At 53.4% G+C, this 17282-nt stretch carries 18 protein-coding genes; 8 read left to right on the forward strand and 10 right to left on the reverse strand.

Annotated elements, in window-relative coordinates; translation table 11 throughout:
- The 4 genes from ERD80_RS08820 to ERD80_RS08835 all read right to left on the reverse strand — a co-directional run.
- Nucleotides 1-777, reverse strand: a 777-nt coding sequence (locus ERD80_RS08820) for an MFS transporter (RefSeq protein ID WP_136546588.1), incomplete at its 3' end; no start/stop codon positions are given.
- 43 nt (nt 778-820) lie between these two features.
- Entirely contained in the window at nt 821-1582 is a 762-nt protein-coding gene (locus ERD80_RS08825; protein ID WP_136546590.1) for an SDR family NAD(P)-dependent oxidoreductase, read from the reverse strand.
- Nucleotides 1583-1639: 57 nt separating this feature from the next.
- Nucleotides 1640-2455 carry an SDR family oxidoreductase gene (locus tag ERD80_RS08830; protein WP_136546592.1) on the reverse strand — a complete coding sequence of 272 codons (816 nt, stop codon included), beginning with the start codon at nt 2453-2455 and terminating at the stop codon, nt 1640-1642.
- A 151-nt stretch (nt 2456-2606) separates the two neighbouring features.
- Nucleotides 2607-3545 (reverse strand): GlxA family transcriptional regulator, encoded by a 939-nt coding sequence (locus ERD80_RS08835; protein ID WP_136546594.1) that lies wholly within the window; start codon nt 3543-3545, stop codon nt 2607-2609.
- Between the two features lie 251 nt (nt 3546-3796).
- Here ERD80_RS08835 and ERD80_RS08840 point away from each other — a divergent pair, with 251 nt between their 5' ends.
- Nucleotides 3797-4204 (forward strand): Rid family hydrolase, encoded by a 408-nt coding sequence (locus tag ERD80_RS08840; protein WP_136546596.1) that lies wholly within the window; start codon nt 3797-3799, stop codon nt 4202-4204.
- A gap of 55 nt (nt 4205-4259) precedes the next feature.
- Here ERD80_RS08840 and ERD80_RS08845 read toward each other — a convergent pair whose 3' ends face one another.
- From ERD80_RS08845 to ERD80_RS08870, 6 genes are all read right to left on the reverse strand, one after another.
- Complete coding sequence (locus ERD80_RS08845) at nt 4260-5900, reverse strand: FGGY-family carbohydrate kinase (protein ID WP_058776185.1); 1641 nt, start codon at nt 5898-5900, stop codon at nt 4260-4262.
- Nucleotides 5901-5928: 28 nt separating this feature from the next.
- On the reverse strand, nt 5929-6882 hold the full coding sequence (locus ERD80_RS08850) for an ABC transporter permease (protein ID WP_058781969.1): 954 nt from the start codon (nt 6880-6882) through the stop codon (nt 5929-5931).
- Nucleotide 6883: 1 nt separating this feature from the next.
- Nucleotides 6884-7873, reverse strand: coding sequence for an ABC transporter permease (locus ERD80_RS08855; RefSeq protein WP_136546598.1), 990 nt, complete (start codon nt 7871-7873; stop codon nt 6884-6886).
- Nucleotides 7866-9386: a sugar ABC transporter ATP-binding protein gene (locus ERD80_RS08860; RefSeq protein ID WP_088517486.1), complete on the reverse strand. Its 1521-nt coding sequence runs from the start codon at nt 9384-9386 to the stop codon at nt 7866-7868. Before ERD80_RS08860 ends, ERD80_RS08855 begins: the two co-directional genes overlap by 8 nt.
- A 253-nt stretch (nt 9387-9639) precedes the next feature.
- Nucleotides 9640-10626 (reverse strand): autoinducer 2 ABC transporter substrate-binding protein, encoded by a 987-nt coding sequence (locus ERD80_RS08865; protein WP_136546600.1) that lies wholly within the window; start codon nt 10624-10626, stop codon nt 9640-9642.
- A 473-nt stretch (nt 10627-11099) separates the two neighbouring features.
- Nucleotides 11100-12434, reverse strand: a complete 1335-nt coding sequence (locus tag ERD80_RS08870) for a PLP-dependent aminotransferase family protein (protein WP_136546603.1) — start codon at nt 12432-12434, stop codon at nt 11100-11102.
- Nucleotides 12435-12540: 106 nt separating this feature from the next.
- Between ERD80_RS08870 and ERD80_RS08875 the strand changes: the two genes are divergently transcribed.
- The 7 genes from ERD80_RS08875 (at nt 12541) to ERD80_RS08905 (ending at nt 17139) form a co-directional block, all read left to right on the forward strand.
- A complete protein-coding gene (locus ERD80_RS08875) occupies nt 12541-13431 on the forward strand; it encodes a DMT family transporter (protein ID WP_248295845.1) in 891 nt (296 codons plus the stop codon).
- A gap of 154 nt (nt 13432-13585) precedes the next feature.
- On the forward strand, nt 13586-13996 hold the full coding sequence (locus ERD80_RS08880) for an ASCH domain-containing protein (RefSeq protein ID WP_058770436.1): 411 nt from the start codon (nt 13586-13588) through the stop codon (nt 13994-13996).
- 511 nt (nt 13997-14507) lie between these two features.
- The gene (locus ERD80_RS08885) at nt 14508-14945 is read left to right on the forward strand and encodes a VOC family protein (protein ID WP_072209520.1); all 438 of its coding nucleotides are present in this window, start codon (nt 14508-14510) and stop codon (nt 14943-14945) included.
- Nucleotides 14946-15133: 188 nt separating this feature from the next.
- Nucleotides 15134-15754 carry a LysE family translocator gene (locus ERD80_RS08890; RefSeq protein ID WP_104093487.1) on the forward strand — a complete coding sequence of 207 codons (621 nt, stop codon included), beginning with the start codon at nt 15134-15136 and terminating at the stop codon, nt 15752-15754.
- 194 nt (nt 15755-15948) lie between these two features.
- A complete protein-coding gene (locus tag ERD80_RS08895; RefSeq protein ID WP_104093486.1) occupies nt 15949-16491 on the forward strand; it encodes a GNAT family N-acetyltransferase in 543 nt (180 codons plus the stop codon).
- 151 nt (nt 16492-16642) lie between these two features.
- Entirely contained in the window at nt 16643-16903 is a 261-nt protein-coding gene (locus tag ERD80_RS08900; RefSeq protein ID WP_104093485.1) for a hypothetical protein, read from the forward strand.
- Nucleotides 16903-17139 (forward strand): hypothetical protein, encoded by a 237-nt coding sequence (locus ERD80_RS08905; protein WP_072208584.1) that lies wholly within the window; start codon nt 16903-16905, stop codon nt 17137-17139. Before ERD80_RS08900 ends, ERD80_RS08905 begins: the two co-directional genes overlap by 1 nt.
- Nucleotides 17140-17282 lie beyond the last annotated feature (143 nt).

A 17282-nucleotide genomic window follows, 5' to 3' on the forward strand; every position in this document is an offset into this window, starting at 1 on the left:
GCCCAGCACGCCGGCAACGCCCAGCACGGCCAGCGCTGCCGAGACCGCATGCGTGCCGCCAGTGTAGGTGTCGCGAATGAGCGGCGCGATAAAAGCGTAGAAGCTGTAAACGCCGGAAGTAATAAAAAACACCACCAGGAAAGCCGTCAGGTATTTGCCATCGGCCAGCACGCCGGCCATCTCACGCAGGTGGATGCGCGTCCCGGCATTGTCATCCGGCACCGTCAGCATAATGTTCAGTCCGCTCAGCAGGCTTAGCACGCCGACCAGCCCAAACAGCGCTTTCGCGCCCCACAGGCTGGCTACCCAGGCAGCGAGGGGAATGCCGGCCAGGCTGGCCATCGATACGCCGAGCAGCACCATGCCGATGGCCCGGCCGCGCTGCTGTTCCTGAACCAGCTCAGAGCCCAGCGCCACCAGCACCGGACCGATGAACCCAGCGCCTGCGCCCATCAGGATGCGCGAGGCGAGCAGTGCGCTGTAGCCCGGCGACAGCACAAACGCGAAGGCGCCCAGGCCAAACAGGGCGATGCCGGTGAGCACCAGCTGGCGACGGCGCAGGTGACCAAACAGCACCTGCACCAGCGGAGCCGCCAGCGCGAAGGTCAGTCCGAAAATACTCAGTAAGCGCGCACTCTGCGCATCAGTCAGCTGCCAGGCAGCGGATATGGCGGGCAGACTGCCAGCCACAGACAGCGCACCGGTAGCCTGTACGAAGTAGGCAATGCTCAGCGCACGCAGCGCGCGGCGCTGAGTCGGGGTGATGACGGCGTTCATTATTCATCTCCGCATAAAATCAGGGGCCGAGCCCCTGAGATAGTTACTGAACAGGGATCGGGTTTTCCGCCACCGACTGGTTGAACTGATTCACCAGCGTATGCTCGTTCGCCCCCGGGTTATCGCGCACCGGCAGCACGCGGTCGACGATGGCTTCAATCGTGTTCGTGCCGAGCTTTTCAAACGTCTCGCTGATGAACGCATCCAGCGGCATGGCGCGCGGGTCGCCGCTTTTGTAAATCAGATCGGTATCTACCCACGGCGGTGAAATTTCGATGACCTGCACGCCGGTATCACGCAGCAGGAAGCGCTGCGACAGGGTATAGGAGTGAATCGCGGCCTTGGTGGCTGAGTAAAGCGCGTTGGTCGCCAGCGGCAGGAAGGCCAGCACCGAGCTGTTGTTAATCAGCACCGCGTCCGGCTGCTGCTTCAGGTGTTCGATAAACGCTGCACTGACGCGCACCGGGCCCAGAATGTTGGTGTTGAGCAGCGTCACCGCCTGCGCGTCATCCAGTTCGCCCGCCGCATTATCAAACGGCATGATGCCAGCATTATTGATGACCACGTTCAGGGCCGGATAGCGTTCCAGCACGCGCTGTGCGGCGGCCTGAATGCTGTCGGCGCGCGTGACGTCCAGCACCACATAGTCCATGCCCGGACTGGCGGCGGTGACTTCCTGCAGCAGCGCCTCGCGGCGTCCGGAGATGATCACCTGGTTGCCCAGCTGATGAAATTTTTCTGCCATGGCGCGGCCGATGCCAGAAGTGCCGCCCGTGATGAAGATGGTGTTATCGGTCAGTTTCATGATCTGATTCCTTAATGGGACAGTTATTGGGATTGCGATTCTGAATAAGGGGGGCGTTCAGTGCACAGAGACGGGCCGATAGCGTTCAGCCGGCGCGTCGCTGCCGAGGTGCGGCATCATGGCCTGACGCGCCTGCTCATAGCGGGTCCAGAGCGCTTCGTCCTGCAGGGACGGAATGGTAATGAGCTCGCCGCGGGCGAAGCCGGTGAGCGCCGCATCAACCATCTCCTGCGCGCTCATGACGATGTTCGGGTCAAGCTGGTCAACCGGCAGACCGCCGTTATCCCAGAACGGCGTCGCGGTAGCGCCAGGCAGTACGGCCTGCACCTGAATCCCCTTACCGGCCAGTTCATGGTGCAGCGACTGACTGAACGCCAGCACGTAAGCCTTGCTGCCGCCGTAGACACCGTTCAGCAGCTCAGGCGCAATGCTGACGATCGAGGCGATGTTGATGATGGCGCCGCGTCCGCGCGCCACCATGCCCGGCACCACTGCATAGGTCAGGCGCGTCAGCGCGATAACGTTGAGGTTGATCATGGCGTTCATCTGCGCCACGTCGCTTTCCAGCAAAGAGGTATGCGTTCCGATACCGGCGTTATTTACCAGCAGCGTGATGCTCGCGTCCCGACGCAGCTTCTCCTCCAGCGCGCTCAGCTGGGCGGCATCGGCCAGGTCCGCCGTGACAACTTCCACGCTGCGGCCGCTGTCGGTGGTGATGTGTTCAGCCAGCTGGTTCAGGCGGTTATGATTGCGAGCCACGATGATCAGGTCATAGCCCATGCGAGCCAGGCGGCCGGCGTACAGTGCGCCCATGCCGGTTGAGGCGCCAGTGACAACGGCGGTGCCGCGGTCGGTGTGTGTTTGCTGCGTCATGATGTTCACCTTGTCAGTTATCGGGTTGGTGAATTCATAGTACGCAGTCACGCACCGGCGCGGCTGACGAGAAAGGTCGTGATTTCGGACAACATGATGGTCAGTATTCCGGCCATCGTGATCAGAAGGCGTTCAGGCGTGACAGCGCGCGTCAGGCTTTACCGGTACGCAGCGACTGCGGCGGGATGCCGTAACCGCGAATGAACACTTCCCGCATATGTCGACGATCGCGGAAGCCGGATTCACGGGCTATTACCTCCATCGGTAGCCTGCTCTGCTCGATCAGCAAGCGGGCGTTTTCCAGTCGTAATCCCTCAATGGCTTTGGCCGGCGACTTGCCCGTCTCAGAACGGAACAGGCGGCTGAGCTGCCGCGCGCTGAGGTGAACCGCATCCGCAAGGTCTTCGATGGTCAGCGCTTTGTTGAGATTGTTGCGCGCATATTCCAGCGCCGACTGCAGCCGGTCGCTGCGCGGAGAGAGCATCAGCATCTCAGAGTGCTGCGTCTGTCCGCCGGAGCGGCGGTGATGCATGACCAGCAGGTGTGCCACGCTGCGCGCCACTTCGGTACCGAGATCTTTCTCCACCATTCCCAGCGCCATATCCAGTCCGGCGGTGAGTCCCGCCGAGGTCCAGATGTGATCGTCAATAATAAAGATGCGGTCTTCTTCTATCCGCGTCGTCGGGTGCAGCAGTTGCAGACTCTGGGCATGTACCCAGTGCGTAGTGGCGCGGCGCTCCGATAACAGACCGGCCTGACCCAGCACGAACGCGCCGGTGCAGATCCCGGCCACCCGCCGGGCACGGGGAGCCTGCGCCTGCAGAAAATCAACGATACCCGGTGTGGCCGGCAGCTCCAGCGGCGCCATCACGCCCGCGACCAGCCAGGTATCCATTTCCAGGTCGGCATGAATCGGCTGGCTGTCGACGCCGAAGCCGGCAGAGGACTGCACCGTGCCACCGTGCTCTGAATAAACCGTGCAGTGATAAAACGGTTCGCCGCTGACCTGATTGGCAAACTCAAAAATGCTCAGCGTGGATAATCCCAGAACCTGAAAATCATCGGAAATCAGTAAACCTACCCGGTGCATCGTCGTCTCCTTCAGTCGTCCGGCACCGTCTGCCACACTGTGTCCGGCCTGATCTTAAGCAGGGTGAGCGATGACAATAACCCGATTTCGTTCAGCGGTATCACCTGCGGAAAAATAAAAAAGGCGATGACACCGACCTGCTGCGGATCTTCTGCGCCGTTTTATGTTAAGAGTACCCGATCGGGCAGTTCGCCAGGCATAGGGTTTTAGACAGGCGGCCATTGCCCAGGTCATCAACCAGAGAAAAAACCATGAAAAAATCGATCGTTCCTGAAGAATTTCAGCACTATTACCATGACTGGCACTTCTCTCCCGTTATCGAAGCCGATGGCACCCTGTATCTTTCCGGTGTAACGGCAGCGCGGAAAGACAAACCGATAAGTACCCACCCTGAAGAACAATTCCATGATGCGTTTTATAAGCTGGGTGTGTATTTAAACGCTGCCGGACTGGACTATGAACATATACTGGAAATGACCACCTTTCATGTCGATCTTAAAAAACACATCGGGGTATTTTCCAAGGTCAAAGATGTGTATATCAAAGCCCCCTACCCGGCATGGTCTGCCATCGGCGTGTCAGAGTTCATTCCGGAAAACGCCCTGGTGGAAATGCGGATTGTGGCGAAAAGGGTGCTTCAGGCGGATGGGCAAAAATAACCGCAACCGCCGCTTTCGTCACAGGGCTGTGATTACAGCCCTGCTTCTCCCGCGTTTATTCAGTTTTCCCCTGCATCAGCTGCCGGTATTTCATGCTGTCATGGTACATCTCATGAAAAACGCGGTACTTACGGTCGTAATACTCTTTGATTTTGTTGGTCTGCGGCGTGATGGTCTTACCGATGCGGCTCATGGCGGCCATCGCTTCGGGCAAAGAGTCGTACGCGCCCGCCGCCACGGTGCCCATCATCGCGCTGCCGAGCAACATGGCTTCACTCTCTTCCGGCAACAGCATCGCACAGCCCGTCGCGTTGGAGTGCTCCTGCACAAAGATTGGATTTTTAGTGCCGCCCCCGCTGGCCATAATGGTATCAATGCAGTAACCACTCTGGTTCATGGTCTCGATAATGTGGCGAGTGCCAAGCGCCAGCGCCTGAATGGTGGCGAGATAATGCAGCGCCATGTCTTCCGGTGTGCGTGACAGTTTCAGGCCAGTCAGCGTGCCGGTCAGGGTCGGATTGGCACGCGGTGAGCGGTTGCCATGGAAATAAGGCAGCATATGAATGTCTTTGGTCAGGAAGGCAATATTCTCGGGTTCACCCGCCATCTTGCGCAGAATGCCGTTCAGCACTTCATAGATGGTTTTGCCGCTGTCTTTACCCTGCTTAAGCAGATCCTGATAACACGGATGCGACTGAATCACATGGTCAATCAGCGCGCCGGTGGTGGATTGTCCGCCTTCGTTCAGCCAGTAATCCGGCAAAATCGCCGAATAGTACGGCCCCCAGATGCCGCCGATATAGCGCGCGCTGCGCGACATCGCCATATGGGCCGTGGACGTGCCGCCAATCAGCGCGATGCGGTTGTCAAAATCCGCTGATTCGCCGGATGCGCCGCTGGCACCGAGAATACCGAGGCTGCCGGCGTGCGCATCAATAATCGAAACGCTGACCGCCGTGCCCGCCATTAACCCCATCTCTGCGGCGGCGCGCTGCGTCAGGCCATGCCCCAGCGGCTCACCCATGGTTTTCACTTCGCTGCCGATCTTTGCCGCGTTGTTTTCCAGTAAATCCTCCAGGCCAATCTGGCGGAAATAGCTCGGATCCCAGCGGTCTTCATGGCCGATATAGGTCCATTTGCAGACGGTTGAGCACAGCGATCGCGTAGTATCCTGAGTGGCACGCCAGGTGAGGAAATCCGGCAGGTCGAAAAGATGCCCGACGTTACTCCAGGTGGTCGGCATGTGCTGTTTCAGCCACAGCAGTTTGGGGGTCTGCATTTCCGGCGAGATAATCCCGCCGACAAACTCCAGTACGCGATGGCCAGTGGCATTGATGCGTTCTGCCTGCGTGATAGCGCGATGATCCATCCAGACAATAATGTTCTGCTCGCTGCGCCCGGTCGGACTCACGGTCAGCGGTTTGCCTTCTTTATCCAGCACCACCAGCGAACAGGTGGCGTCAAAACCGATGCCTTTGACCTGAATCGGGTTGATATCCGCCTGACTGACCACGTCTTTAATCGCGTTACACACGGACTGCCAGATCTCATCAGAGGATTGCTCAACAAAATCAGCTTTCGGGCGGTAGAGCGTGATCTCCCGGCTGGCCTGGCCGAGCATACGGCCAGTCATATCGAAGACGCCCGCGCGGGCGCTGCCGGTTCCTACGTCGACGCCAATAAAATAACTCGCCATGTTCTTTCCTTTCTTGAAAAGCTTTCGCTTATGATTTTCTGTTTTGCAGAGCGATAAACAGGATCAGGACACAACCCCACAGCGCCATGGTCAGGTAACTACTGACGCCCATCAGATTCAGGCCGCTTTCCAGCATTTGCAGCACGATGAGCGCCAGCACCAGCCCAATCACCCGGCCAAAACCGCCGTCAGGGTTAATGCCGCCAAGCACCGAGGCCAGAATGGTCACCAGCAAATAGGAGTCGCCGTAGCCAGCCTGTGCCGAGTTAAATTTGGACATCATCAGCAGTGCCGCGCCCCACCCCAGCAGAGCTGAAAGCACGTACACCGCGATGGTGACTTTATGCGTGTTGACCCCACTGAACCGCGTCGCCTGCTCGCTGGAACCCATCAGATACAGGCTGCGGCCGAGCGTAGTGTGTTCCAGAAACACCCACAGCAGCAGCGCCACCAGCAGGAATAACACCAGGGCGACCGGAATACCCAGCAGACTGCCGTTGCTGAGGTACTGAATCACCGGCGGGAAACCGGAAATGACCGCGCCGTTGGTCAGCAGAATATTCAGTCCGGCGATCAGCGTCATGGTGCCGAGGGTCGCCAGAATCGGTGAAACCCCGATAAAGGCGATCAGCGCGCCATTGAGCACCCCAATCACCAGCGCCACCGCCAGACCCGCAAGCAGCGCCAGCGCGACATATTCCGGCTGGTTCGGATGCGCCACCAGAATCGCCGCCATCACCAGCGAACACGCGTTGGCACCGGCAATGATCGAAAGGTTGATCCCGCCGGTCAGCATGGTAATGCCCATCCCCAGCGCCAGCATGCCCAGAATCGGTAACTGCGAGGAGATCGACTGGAAATTGCCGACGCTGTAAAAGCTGCCACCCAGCGTAAAGGAGAACAGCACGGCAACGGCCACAATGATCAGCAACTGCAAACGGATGATGCGGTCGCCGGGGAAGAATCGGTTTAAGGTGGTCATGTCACATCCCCTTCGCCAGTTTGCGTTTTTCGTTCCACGCGGTGCTGCTAATGCTGACCAGAATGATCGCGCCGCTGAACACCTGATGCCAGTAAGATGAAATGCTCAGCAGGGTCATGCCATTTTGCAGGAAGGCCAGCAGCATCACGCCCAGAATGGTGCCGGTTAGCGAGCCGCGCCCGCCGCTCATGCTGGTGCCGCCTAATACCACAGCCGCCAGCACCGTCAGTTCATAACCGAGCAGGGAATTAGGTGCCACCGACTGGGTAATTTGCGCCTGTACCACGGCAGCAATACCCGCCAGCAATCCCATAAAACCGTAAACGTAAAAATGCAGTCGCAGGATGTTCAGACCAAGACGCGATGCGGCGTCACGGTTGCTGCCCATGGCGTAAATCTGGCGGCCCACGCGGGTGCGATTCATCAGGACGCCGGTAACGATGATCACCCCCAGCAGGCAAAGCAGCGGCAGGGTCAGGCCATAGTCGTAACCGTCGGCGGCGGTGAACGAGAACCAGCTGATCCCGTTCATAAACCAGTCGGGGAAACCGTACAACCAGGTGCCGTTAGTCAGATACACCAGCAAACCGTAAAACAGGTTCAGTGTCGCGATGGTGATAATGATGGCCGGCACGCGTAGCCAGTACACCAGAAAACCATTGACCAGGCCGAGCAACAACCCAATCCCCATCGACATGGCAAACGCCAGCGGAAAGCTGCCGCCGTGATGAATGATATAGCTCGCCATCACGTACTGACCGATGGAGGTGACAGCGGGAAAGGAGATGTCGATGCCGCCGGCAATCAGCACCACAAACAGTCCACAGGCCAGAATGCCCAGAATGGCATAGCTGGTGGCGACGTCTGTCAGGTTACCCAGCGTCATAAATTCACTGCTGCTGGCGCTCAGACCCACCACCAGCAGCAGCACCAGTAATCCCAGCCAGAATTCGTGCTGGGTAAACAGTTTCGATAGCGATTTGTTACCCATTAATCACCTCCGCAATCTGCGCTTCGCTGCTCTGGTGCGGCGCGAACTCCGCTACCAGTTCGCCTTTGCGCATCACCAGCACGCGATGGCTGTTGTAATACGCTTCCGGGATTTCATCGCAAATCATCAGCACCGCCATGCCGGATTCCGCCAGATCGCGGGCAATGCGGTAAATGCCTTCTTTATTGGCAATATCCACCCCTACCGTTGGTGAATCGAGGATCAGGATATGGGGCCGCGTCGCCACCCATTTGGCGATGGCGATACGTTGCGCATTGCCGCCGGAGAGCGTTTTAACCGGTAAACTGCTGTCCGGGACTTTTATATTCAGGTCACGGATCAGGTCCTTAACTACCGCCGCGGCTTTGCGGTGATCCATCAATCCGGCGCCGGTATGCAGCTTGTCGAAAATCGATACCAGCGTGTTGTCATAAATGGATTGATCCATGATAAGCCCCTGTGTCAGTCGGTCTTCCGACACATAAGCGATGCCGTGACGAATGGCGTCGCGGTTAGAGTGGAATTTCACCACCTTGCCGTTAATGCGGATCTCTCCGCTGTCCGGCTGGCTCATGCCAAACAGGCTCAGACAGAGTTCCGTGCGGCCCGAACCGAGCAGGCCGATAATCGACGTGATTTCTCCCTGCCGCAGCGACAGCGAAATATTGTGATACTGCCCTTTGCGGCTCAGCTGGCTAATTTCCAGCAGTGGCGTTACATCGGCCGGCGCCCGGTGCGGCAGATGGCTATAGGTGAAACGCTGCCCGGTCATCAGGAACGCCAGTTCATGGCTGTCGAGTTCACTGGCCGGATAGGTGCCGACCAGTTTGCCGTCGCGCATCACGCTGATACGATCGGCCACTTCCATCACTTCATCGAGACGGTGACTAACGAACACCACGCAGATACCGGCGGCTTTGAGTTCATTCACCACCCGCAGCAGACCATTAACCTCGCTGCGGGTCAGTGACGCCGTCGGTTCATCCATAATCACCAGACTGGCATCAGCAGCGATGGCACGGCATATTGCCACTAACTGGCGGTCAGCGATCGACAGCTTTTCAACTTTACGATCCGGATCCAGAGCAACGCCGACCCGTTGCATCGCCGCCAGCGCTTTTTTGCGCATTGACTCGCGATGTACCCAGAAATCACCGCCCGGTAAATAGCGGTGAATAACGATATTTTCGGCGACTGACAGATTGGGAAATAACGACAAATCCTGATAAATAACCTGAATGCCGTAATAAGAAGACAGCTGTGGCGTCAGGGTATGAAAGAGTTTTCCGTCCAGCGTGATGGCCGCGCCTTTTTCCGGTTGATAAACCCCGGAAATGACTTTAATTATGGTGCTTTTGCCGCAGCCATTCTGCCCGGCCAGACAATGCACTTCACCTTTATTCAGCGTCAGGCTGACATTATCCAGTGCTAATACGCCGGGGAACTTTTTACTGATTTTTTCGAGGCTGATAAAGGCCTCAGCATTGGCGGGGGACGTGCTGAGCGTATTCATCATAGATCCTTAAGCCTGCCCATCCTATTTCCAGTCGGGTATTGGCGATGCTCGCTTATCCGAATCATTTATATCTCATCGAATTTCACTGACTTTCGCCGCGCCTGACGCGAATTATTCAGGGTATATGTTTTCAATCTCTGAGTAGAAGTTCAGATACAGCACAACATACAACGCCGTATCTGTTTCTATTTGCCTGGTGTGGCGCTGGAGATAATCTATCTCCGTTAAATTAAGGTGTTAAACATTCTGATCAGAAGCCAAGTGATTTCGCATTCTCTGGCGTTACTTCGAGAATTTTATTAAAGCGAATCACTTTCTTATCCATATCGACGTCGGCTTTGCCCAGACCTTCAATGCTCAGGTCTTTAGTGACTTCTTTACCCTGCAGCAGCTGATCGGCGACCGAAACCAGGGCGTAACCGGCATCTTTTGGATCCCACAGCAGGACTTTTTTGATGTCACCGCGCATCAGATATGGCGCAGCCTGAGCCGGCATAGCGATACCGACAACCGCGATCTTGTTTTTCGCGCGCTTCTGCTGAACCGCCTGACCGGCCCCGATCGGACCGAGCGAGCCGAAACCGATAATCCCTTTCAGATCAGGATAGGTTTTCATCAAATCCAGCGTGGTGGAATATGACTTATCAATATTTTCAGCCACCGGCAGGCGTGACGTGACTTCATGCATGTCCGGGTATTTTTCTTTCTGATATTTGATCGCCGCATTGGCCCACGCATTATGTAATGGCACGGTCAAAGAGCCGACATAAATGGCATAACCGCCTTTGCCACCCATATCTTTTGCCAGCTCGTCCATATTGGCTTGCGCATATTTCTGGCTGTCGATGGTTTCAACATCCCACTGACCAATTTGCTGGTCCGGCGATTCATGGGTTAATACCACGATGCCCTGGTCGCGCGCTTTTTTCAGTACCGGCTCCAGTACTTTGGCATCGTTTGGCACCACAATGATGGCGTCAACTTTTTTGGCAATCAGATCTTCAATCACCTTGACCTGCTGCGCCGGATCGGGCGTCGAGGCGCCAACCTGATAGGCGTTGACATCCAGTTTCTGCGCGGCTTCTTTTACGCCGACTTCCATGCGGGTGAACCACGGAATACCGGTAACTTTGGCCACCACCGCGATATCGTAAGGTTTGGCAGCGAATGAGGGTGTTGTGAATAACATGCACGCTGAAACCACACATGCACTGACTAATGCGAGGTTAAATTTCATTTTGGTACCTTTCTGATGAGGTTCTGATATAGGGAACAGGCGGTTGCTATTTAATTCACGCTCAGAGATTAACTTACCCGTACATAGGTTTTCGCGCAGATGTGATGGAAATGTGAGCAAAGCCCATAAATGTTAAATTATATAATTTTACATGTTAAATAAATGTTAATGGATAGAGGGTTCTGGCACGATTTTGAGCTTTATAATAGCTTTCACTGCCATTTTGAAACATTAAAACATCTAATCATTAACAATAATGTTACATACAAAACACCACGCTAAGGGTTTTACGACTGAAAAGTCACCGCGGTGTCTTTTAAATTGCACGGATTGTGAACAGCGTCACGGGAGCTGGCGCAGAGGTTTTGCACTGCCCGTGCAGATGCTCGGGCACGATGAAACCACATCCGCACCAGAGGCAGATCGGGCATGCACGCAGCTATGATTCCTTATGAGCGAGGAGCGGACAGCGCTCAAAGATCACTCTCATACTCGATAGCCTCTTTAATTTTCGCCAGGGCCTCGCTCAACTGACTCATCGTGACTGAGCCAAGCGCCAGACGAATAGCATGCGGCACACAGTTTGAGGTGCTAAAGGGTTCTGCTGTGGCAACAGAGATATGTTGCTGCATCAATCGGTGAACAAGCCTGTCAGCTCTCACTTCCTGAGGCAGTGATAGCCAGATAAAGTAAGAGTTGTCATGGCTTACCCATTCACAGTTCACAAGTATTTTGCGCGCCAGCGCCTGCCGGTGACGCGCGTCCCGTCTTTTCAGCGCCTCAAAGCGTTTAAGTGTGCCATCTTTAATCCAGTCGCAGACAATCGAAACCATGAGGGAGGGAGTATTCCAGGTCGTTGCCCTGATGGCTCGCTCCAGGATGATTCGCATTTCAGTGGGACACACTACGGCACCGACGCGCAGGCCAGTGGCAACACTTTTAGCAAAACCGGTAACATAAACGGTTCTTTCAGGCGCATAAGTGGCAAGCGGCGGCGGTGGACGACGGACAAGAAATGCATAGGCCGCGTCTTCGATGATAAGCAGATCGAACGTTCTGGCAATACGGGCCAGCTCCCTGCGCTGGGCATCATTCATAACCCAGCCAAGCGGGTTATGCAGTGTTGGCATGGTATACACCGCGCGCAGGCGCCGGCGTTGGCAGATTTGCCTGAATGCCGTCAGGTCCGGTCCACTGGCATCAGCGGGTATCGCCACCAGCTCCAGATGATAGAGGCTGGCCAGGGCTTTGAAGCCAGGATAGGTCAGAGCATCTACAGCCACCACATCCCCGGGTTTCAGCAGCCCCATAACAGCAACGCTAAGACCGTGCTGCGCGCCATTTACAATCAAAACCTCATCAGCAGACGCGGTCATGCCGGAGGCATTGAGCCATAACGCGATTGTCTCCCTGTCGCTTTGCCTGCCAGCGTGCGGCTGGTAACGCAACAGTGAAGCCAGATCGCCAGATGTGGCCAGCTGTCGCATTGCCTGGCGTAACCGTTCCGCCTGGTCCGGTAGCGTAGGATAGTTGAAGTTCAGATCGAGCACGTCAGACGCCACTGCGTGCTGATCCAGACCCAGCCCGGCGGGCAACGAAATTTCCCTGACAAATGTTCCTCTTCCGGTTTCTCCGCTCACCAGCCCCATGGCTTCCAGCTCAGCGTAAACGCGGGTAGCCGTTGCCAGTGACACGTGCTTTTCAGCCGACAGCGCTCTGTGGGTAGGCAGGCGGGCGCCCGGCAGGAGCGCGCCTGTTCGTATCGCGGAAGCGAATTCATCCACGATGACTTTGTATCGAGCTTTCATGAATTGTATCTATGACAATTATTTGATTGTCCTGAATTCTGGTACTTAGCATGGGGGCTGTCAACGTTATCTGTTAAATCATTTATCGAACTTAATGAGGTCTGTTGTGACAGTTACCAGGGTAAAAAATACACATTCTGGCCTGAAATCAGGTTGGCTGAACGGGCTGACCGGCGTGATCATCTTCAGTGGCTCTTTGCCCGCAACACGCATAGCAGTGCGGGAAATGGATCCCTTTTTTCTGACTTTTTCACGCGCTTCAATTGCCGGTGTACTGGCCATTATGCTGATTCTCTTTTTAAGTCAGGCTCGTCCTCAGCGGCATCAGCTGATTTCTCTGGTTGTCGTTGCTGCAGGTGTAGTGGTTGGTTTTCCTCTTCTGACAGCCATGGCGCTGCAGCACGTTACCTCGGCTCACTCTATTGTCTTCCTCGGTCTGCTACCCATGGCGACGGCTATTTTCGGCGTTGTCAGAGGAGGCGAAAGGCCCAGGCTGGCTTTCTGGATTTTTTCAGTCGCCGGCAGCCTGCTGGTGATGGGATTTGCCCTACTCCAGAAAGGTTCTGTATCAGTAACCGGCGATCTTCTGATGCTGGCTTCCGTGATTGTGTGTGGCCTCGGCTATGCCGAAGGTGCAAAGCTTTCGCGTGAATTGGGAGGATGGCAGGTTATCTGCTGGGCACTGATTATGTCCCTGCCGCTGATGCTTGTTGCCACCCTGGAGACCTTGCCGGAGAACATGGGCGAAATAAGCCTGCAGGCGTGGCTTTCACTGGGATATGTATCGCTGTTCAGTATGCTGATTGGTTTCATTTTCTGGTACAGGGGACTGGCTGCGGGCGGCATCGCCGCTGTGGGACAATTACAGTTGCTGCAGCCATTCTTTGGTCTCGGACTTTCAGCAACGTTACTGTCTGAAACGGTAAGCCCGATGATGGTTCTCATAACGCTCGGCGTAATCCTTTGTGTCATTGGCTCGCGCAGGTTTGCACATTAAGCCTCAGCCTCCTGTCGTTTGGATTTATGTAAAGTGTCCGCGTTGAGCAAAAAGTGAACCACAATATGCGACGATCAGCCTGATTCTCAATACCGGAACAGTTCATGCTATAAACGATTTAACTTTTCATTCACCGACGATTGAGGGAATTTTCATGTTTGCGGTTGAGGAAATAAAAGTGAAGTATCCTGGCGCAGATGCCTGGCAAATGGGTGACAGCGCAGAACTGGCCAGCAAGCTGGCGGAACTGGTAAAAAAAGGCATCAAAACAGCTTCCTGCGGATCGTTTACCGCTTACCAGCAGGAGGAGTCTGCTCCGAAGATTGGGAGCTATAACATTATTCTTGATGGTCAGAATACCCCGGTCTGTGTGATCAGATTGATTTCACTGCGGCTGGTGCGTTTTTGTGATGTTACAGAAGCGTTTGCCCGCAAAGAAGGTGAAGGCGATTTAAGTCTTGAATTCTGGCAGAAAGAACACCAGCGCTTTTTTAGCCGTGATGGTCATTTTTCAGAAGATATGGAGTTGATTGCTGAAGAATTTGAAGTGGTAGAAGTGCTGTAAGATCAGGCAAAAGGTCAGCATTTTATCGGCGGCCATCAATAATAATGTCCGCTTTTAGCCTACAGAGGACTTAGCACAAGTCCATTTCTGCTATGAGCGCGAAGCGGTCATCAGCTATTTATCGACAAAAAATGCAGGCTTATAGCATAATGCTTATCAATTGAGAGTAAACAGCAGGCACTTTTTTGTAGCGGCGCAATTTATTGCGCGAAGCATTGATGGGCACGGTGCTGCTATTAGTAGGCGCGATTAATCGCGCCGCTACGAAATGTGCGGTAAGTGAATTTGGGACTTAACTGAACGGCATTAAGGCTTATAGCATGGTTGCTTATTTATCAACGGGAGCTGGTTTCTGTACATCTGTTGCTGTGTATGAATCGTAAATACATAGTTTAAACCGAATTGCATAGTGCTTGTTCCTGTACAAATCCCATCGCATTTATTGTGTAGCAATAAAGCTTTCTTTTCATATAGTTGGATGGTCAACTTTCGAAACTCAGCAGGTAATCGAATGATCTTAAGTGTTAATCACGTTGGTTTTTCAGTTAAAAACATTGAAGACTCCGTATTCTTCTGGACTCATATCCTTGGAGGTGAATTATTACGCGAAGGAAAAATGTCTGGACCCATAATCGATGAAGTCACAGGTGCAAGGGGAGCTGATGTACGGATGGCTTTGCTTGAACTGGCTGGTATCAAAATTGAATTACTACAATATAATAATATTGAGCAGCCAGCAGAACCTTCAGCACCTTATATCCCAGGCTACGCTCACCTTGCTTTTACAGTTGAAGATCTTGATACACTGTTGAGTAAAGCATCGGACTATGGCTGGAAGACGCCGGGTAAACCTCAGACAGTGTTGTCAGGACCGATGAAGGGAACCAGAGTAATATATTTACAAAGCCCTGATGGTCAGACGCTAGAGTTGATGGAGCACAGTCAATGAAGTCCACATGGCATAGCCCGTTATCTGCTTATTGAAACAGTGATGTTTGCAAAGTCCGCTTCTGGCACAAAGCGGACAGACGCGGAGCATGGTCCGCTATGAGCGAAAAGCGGACACTTAAAACTGATATTTGTTAGATTGATTACAGGGAACTAAATGATTAACATCTGCTCTTTCGGACAAAGAAAATGACTGTTAACGATTCTCTCTTCGCATTCTCTCTCGCAGCATTGTTACTTACCCTGACCCCCGGCCTTGATACGGCACTTATTTTGCGCACTGCTTGTGCAGAGGGCGGCAAAAAGGCTTTTCACGCTGCGCTTGGCATTGATGCTGGCTGTTTTTTATGGGGGGCGTTGGTCGCATTAGGCCTTGGTGCACTTCTGGTGGTTTCAGAAATGGCTTATACGGTGCTTAAAGTTTGTGGCGCGGTCTACCTGAGCTGGCTGGGTTTACAACTGCTGATACGTCCCCGATCATCTTTCAGTGATGGCGATGATGACAATGGTTTTCAGGGGAACTGGTTTATCAGAGGAATGTTGGGAAATGTGCTAAACCCTAAAATGGGCATTTTCTATGTCTCCTTTTTGCCGCAGTTCATACCTGCCGGTCACTCTCCTTTGATATGGACTTTTATCCTGGTCAGCATCCACGTGGCGATTGGGACTATATGGTCAGTCACACTCATTTTAAGCACGCATTTTGCGTCAGCTATTTTGAAGAAAAATCGCGTTGTCCAGATGATGGACAGAGCAACAGGGGGCTTATTTTTATGCTTCGCGGCTAAACTTGCTATGAGCACAAGATAGCTGGCAGGACTGGCTGAAAACGTCCGCTTCTGGCACAAAGCGGACGTCAGCAACCGCATCATACGGTCCCTACAGAGAAACCGGGTAGACAGCTTTTGATATCAGTGCTGAAAGGTTTCAAAGAAATGCTTCTCAGCCTATGTCTCACATATTAATGTGTTTAAACAAATCACTTACATGGAATGAAGAGAGTAATGTACTGGGAGTCAGAAAGGCTGCTTTACAGACCAGTAGTAATGTCCGATCTGGATGCGCTGTTTGGCATTTACGGTGACATCAGAACTCACGCGTTTAACCCGAGGGGTCCTCATCGGGACATTGAGCATAGTCGTAATGTTATCCTGCAGCGAACCGCAGATCGTGAGCGTTATGGGTTTGACGACTGGGCTGTTTCTGAAAAGGCGGATCCAGAAAGGATCATTGGCTTTGGAGGTGTATTTGTCAGTCAGTTCAATGGCCGACAAACGAATAATTTGGGCTACCGGTTTGAACCAGAATCATGGGGGAAAGGTTATGCAACCGAGCTTGCCTGTCGCGCTTTAATATATGCATTCGACGAGCTAAAACTTCCTGAAATTGTCGGAGTTACACGCGAAAATCATATCGCCTCTCGCCGCGTTCTTGAAAAAGCAGGTCTGTTGTTTAACCAAAGGATAGACAATCCTGAGGACCCACCGGCTAACCTGATGTTCACTCTGACTCTCGAGCAATGGAAAAGGTTAAAACGACAGCCTTGATGCATGGTTACATCTTTTGACTACATAATGTTAAGTCCACTATGAGCTAAGAACGTACATCGATTTTTGAGAAGGATAACTGTTATGATAAATTCTGACGTAAAGACATTCAATTGATAGAAATCGGTGAAGGTAATAAAAGGGAGGTGTAATGTTCGTCCCGGATTTTATTAATGAAGTTCATGGAGAGTTTATACTTGTAGCCAGCCACAGCCTGGCATCTCCGGAATCAATAAAACTCAGTATTGCGTATAATATTGCCAGAATATCCTATGGACTATCGCAACTTCCATCGCACATTCAAACTTGTCGGGTCGTCTATGATATCAGAGGACAATCGATCTCCGACCTGGTCCTGGCCCAGATTAAAGAAGCATTCGAGCAGGTAGCAATTGTGGAGTTTAAATTCTGATGGGACTTCAGTTAATTGTAAAAGCTGATCTTAAGAAGATAGAAAAATCTTTGGGCTCACTGACATCAGGTTGTGAAATATTCGCTATTGCTGAAGGCCTTTTCGGCATTTCAATTCCAGAGCGAACTCTCTCATCCGTAGGTGAAGATGTCGTTCTACACAAACTTGAACAACTCAAGCGTTTTGACCTTTGGCAGGGGGCCTGGCAAGAGCCAAAACGGCGTTGGCTCTGGTGAGTTTCAGCTTTGAGCGATCTGCGGATATTACTGACAACGCGGTGTATCAATCTTTTGGGGCAGGTCACGGACATTCACAGCTTTGCCATGCAGGTCATGCACAATCACGAACCGATCTGTTTCGCAGATGCGTCAAAAAGGCA

It is taken from the genome of Pantoea sp. R102 (assembly GCF_004916815.1).
In the GTDB taxonomy this organism is placed as follows: Bacteria; Pseudomonadota; Gammaproteobacteria; order Enterobacterales; family Enterobacteriaceae; genus Pantoea; species Pantoea dispersa.

What these genes read in the sequence shown, in the direction of transcription:
- ERD80_RS08825 (WP_136546590.1), bottom strand. Translation starts at nt 1,582, where the DNA reads ATGAAACTGACCGATAACACCATCTTCATCACGGGCGGCACTTCTGGC.
- ERD80_RS08830 (WP_136546592.1), bottom strand. Translation starts at nt 2,455, where the DNA reads ATGACGCAGCAAACACACACCGACCGCGGCACCGCCGTTGTCACTGGC.
- ERD80_RS08835 (WP_136546594.1), bottom strand. Translation starts at nt 3,545, where the DNA reads ATGCACCGGGTAGGTTTACTGATTTCCGATGATTTTCAGGTTCTGGGA.
- ERD80_RS08840 (WP_136546596.1), top strand. Translation starts at nt 3,797, where the DNA reads ATGAAAAAATCGATCGTTCCTGAAGAATTTCAGCACTATTACCATGAC.
- ERD80_RS08845 (WP_058776185.1), bottom strand. Translation starts at nt 5,900, where the DNA reads ATGGCGAGTTATTTTATTGGCGTCGACGTAGGAACCGGCAGCGCCCGC.
- ERD80_RS08850 (WP_058781969.1), bottom strand. Translation starts at nt 6,882, where the DNA reads ATGACCACCTTAAACCGATTCTTCCCCGGCGACCGCATCATCCGTTTG.
- ERD80_RS08855 (WP_136546598.1), bottom strand. Translation starts at nt 7,873, where the DNA reads ATGGGTAACAAATCGCTATCGAAACTGTTTACCCAGCACGAATTCTGG.
- ERD80_RS08860 (WP_088517486.1), bottom strand. Translation starts at nt 9,386, where the DNA reads ATGAATACGCTCAGCACGTCCCCCGCCAATGCTGAGGCCTTTATCAGC.
- ERD80_RS08865 (WP_136546600.1), bottom strand. Translation starts at nt 10,626, where the DNA reads ATGAAATTTAACCTCGCATTAGTCAGTGCATGTGTGGTTTCAGCGTGC.
- ERD80_RS08870 (WP_136546603.1), bottom strand. Translation starts at nt 12,434, where the DNA reads ATGAAAGCTCGATACAAAGTCATCGTGGATGAATTCGCTTCCGCGATA.
- ERD80_RS08880 (WP_058770436.1), top strand. Translation starts at nt 13,586, where the DNA reads ATGTTTGCGGTTGAGGAAATAAAAGTGAAGTATCCTGGCGCAGATGCC.
- ERD80_RS08885 (WP_072209520.1), top strand. Translation starts at nt 14,508, where the DNA reads ATGATCTTAAGTGTTAATCACGTTGGTTTTTCAGTTAAAAACATTGAA.
- ERD80_RS08890 (WP_104093487.1), top strand. Translation starts at nt 15,134, where the DNA reads ATGACTGTTAACGATTCTCTCTTCGCATTCTCTCTCGCAGCATTGTTA.
- ERD80_RS08895 (WP_104093486.1), top strand. Translation starts at nt 15,949, where the DNA reads ATGTACTGGGAGTCAGAAAGGCTGCTTTACAGACCAGTAGTAATGTCC.
- ERD80_RS08900 (WP_104093485.1), top strand. Translation starts at nt 16,643, where the DNA reads ATGTTCGTCCCGGATTTTATTAATGAAGTTCATGGAGAGTTTATACTT.
- ERD80_RS08905 (WP_072208584.1), top strand. Translation starts at nt 16,903, where the DNA reads ATGGGACTTCAGTTAATTGTAAAAGCTGATCTTAAGAAGATAGAAAAA.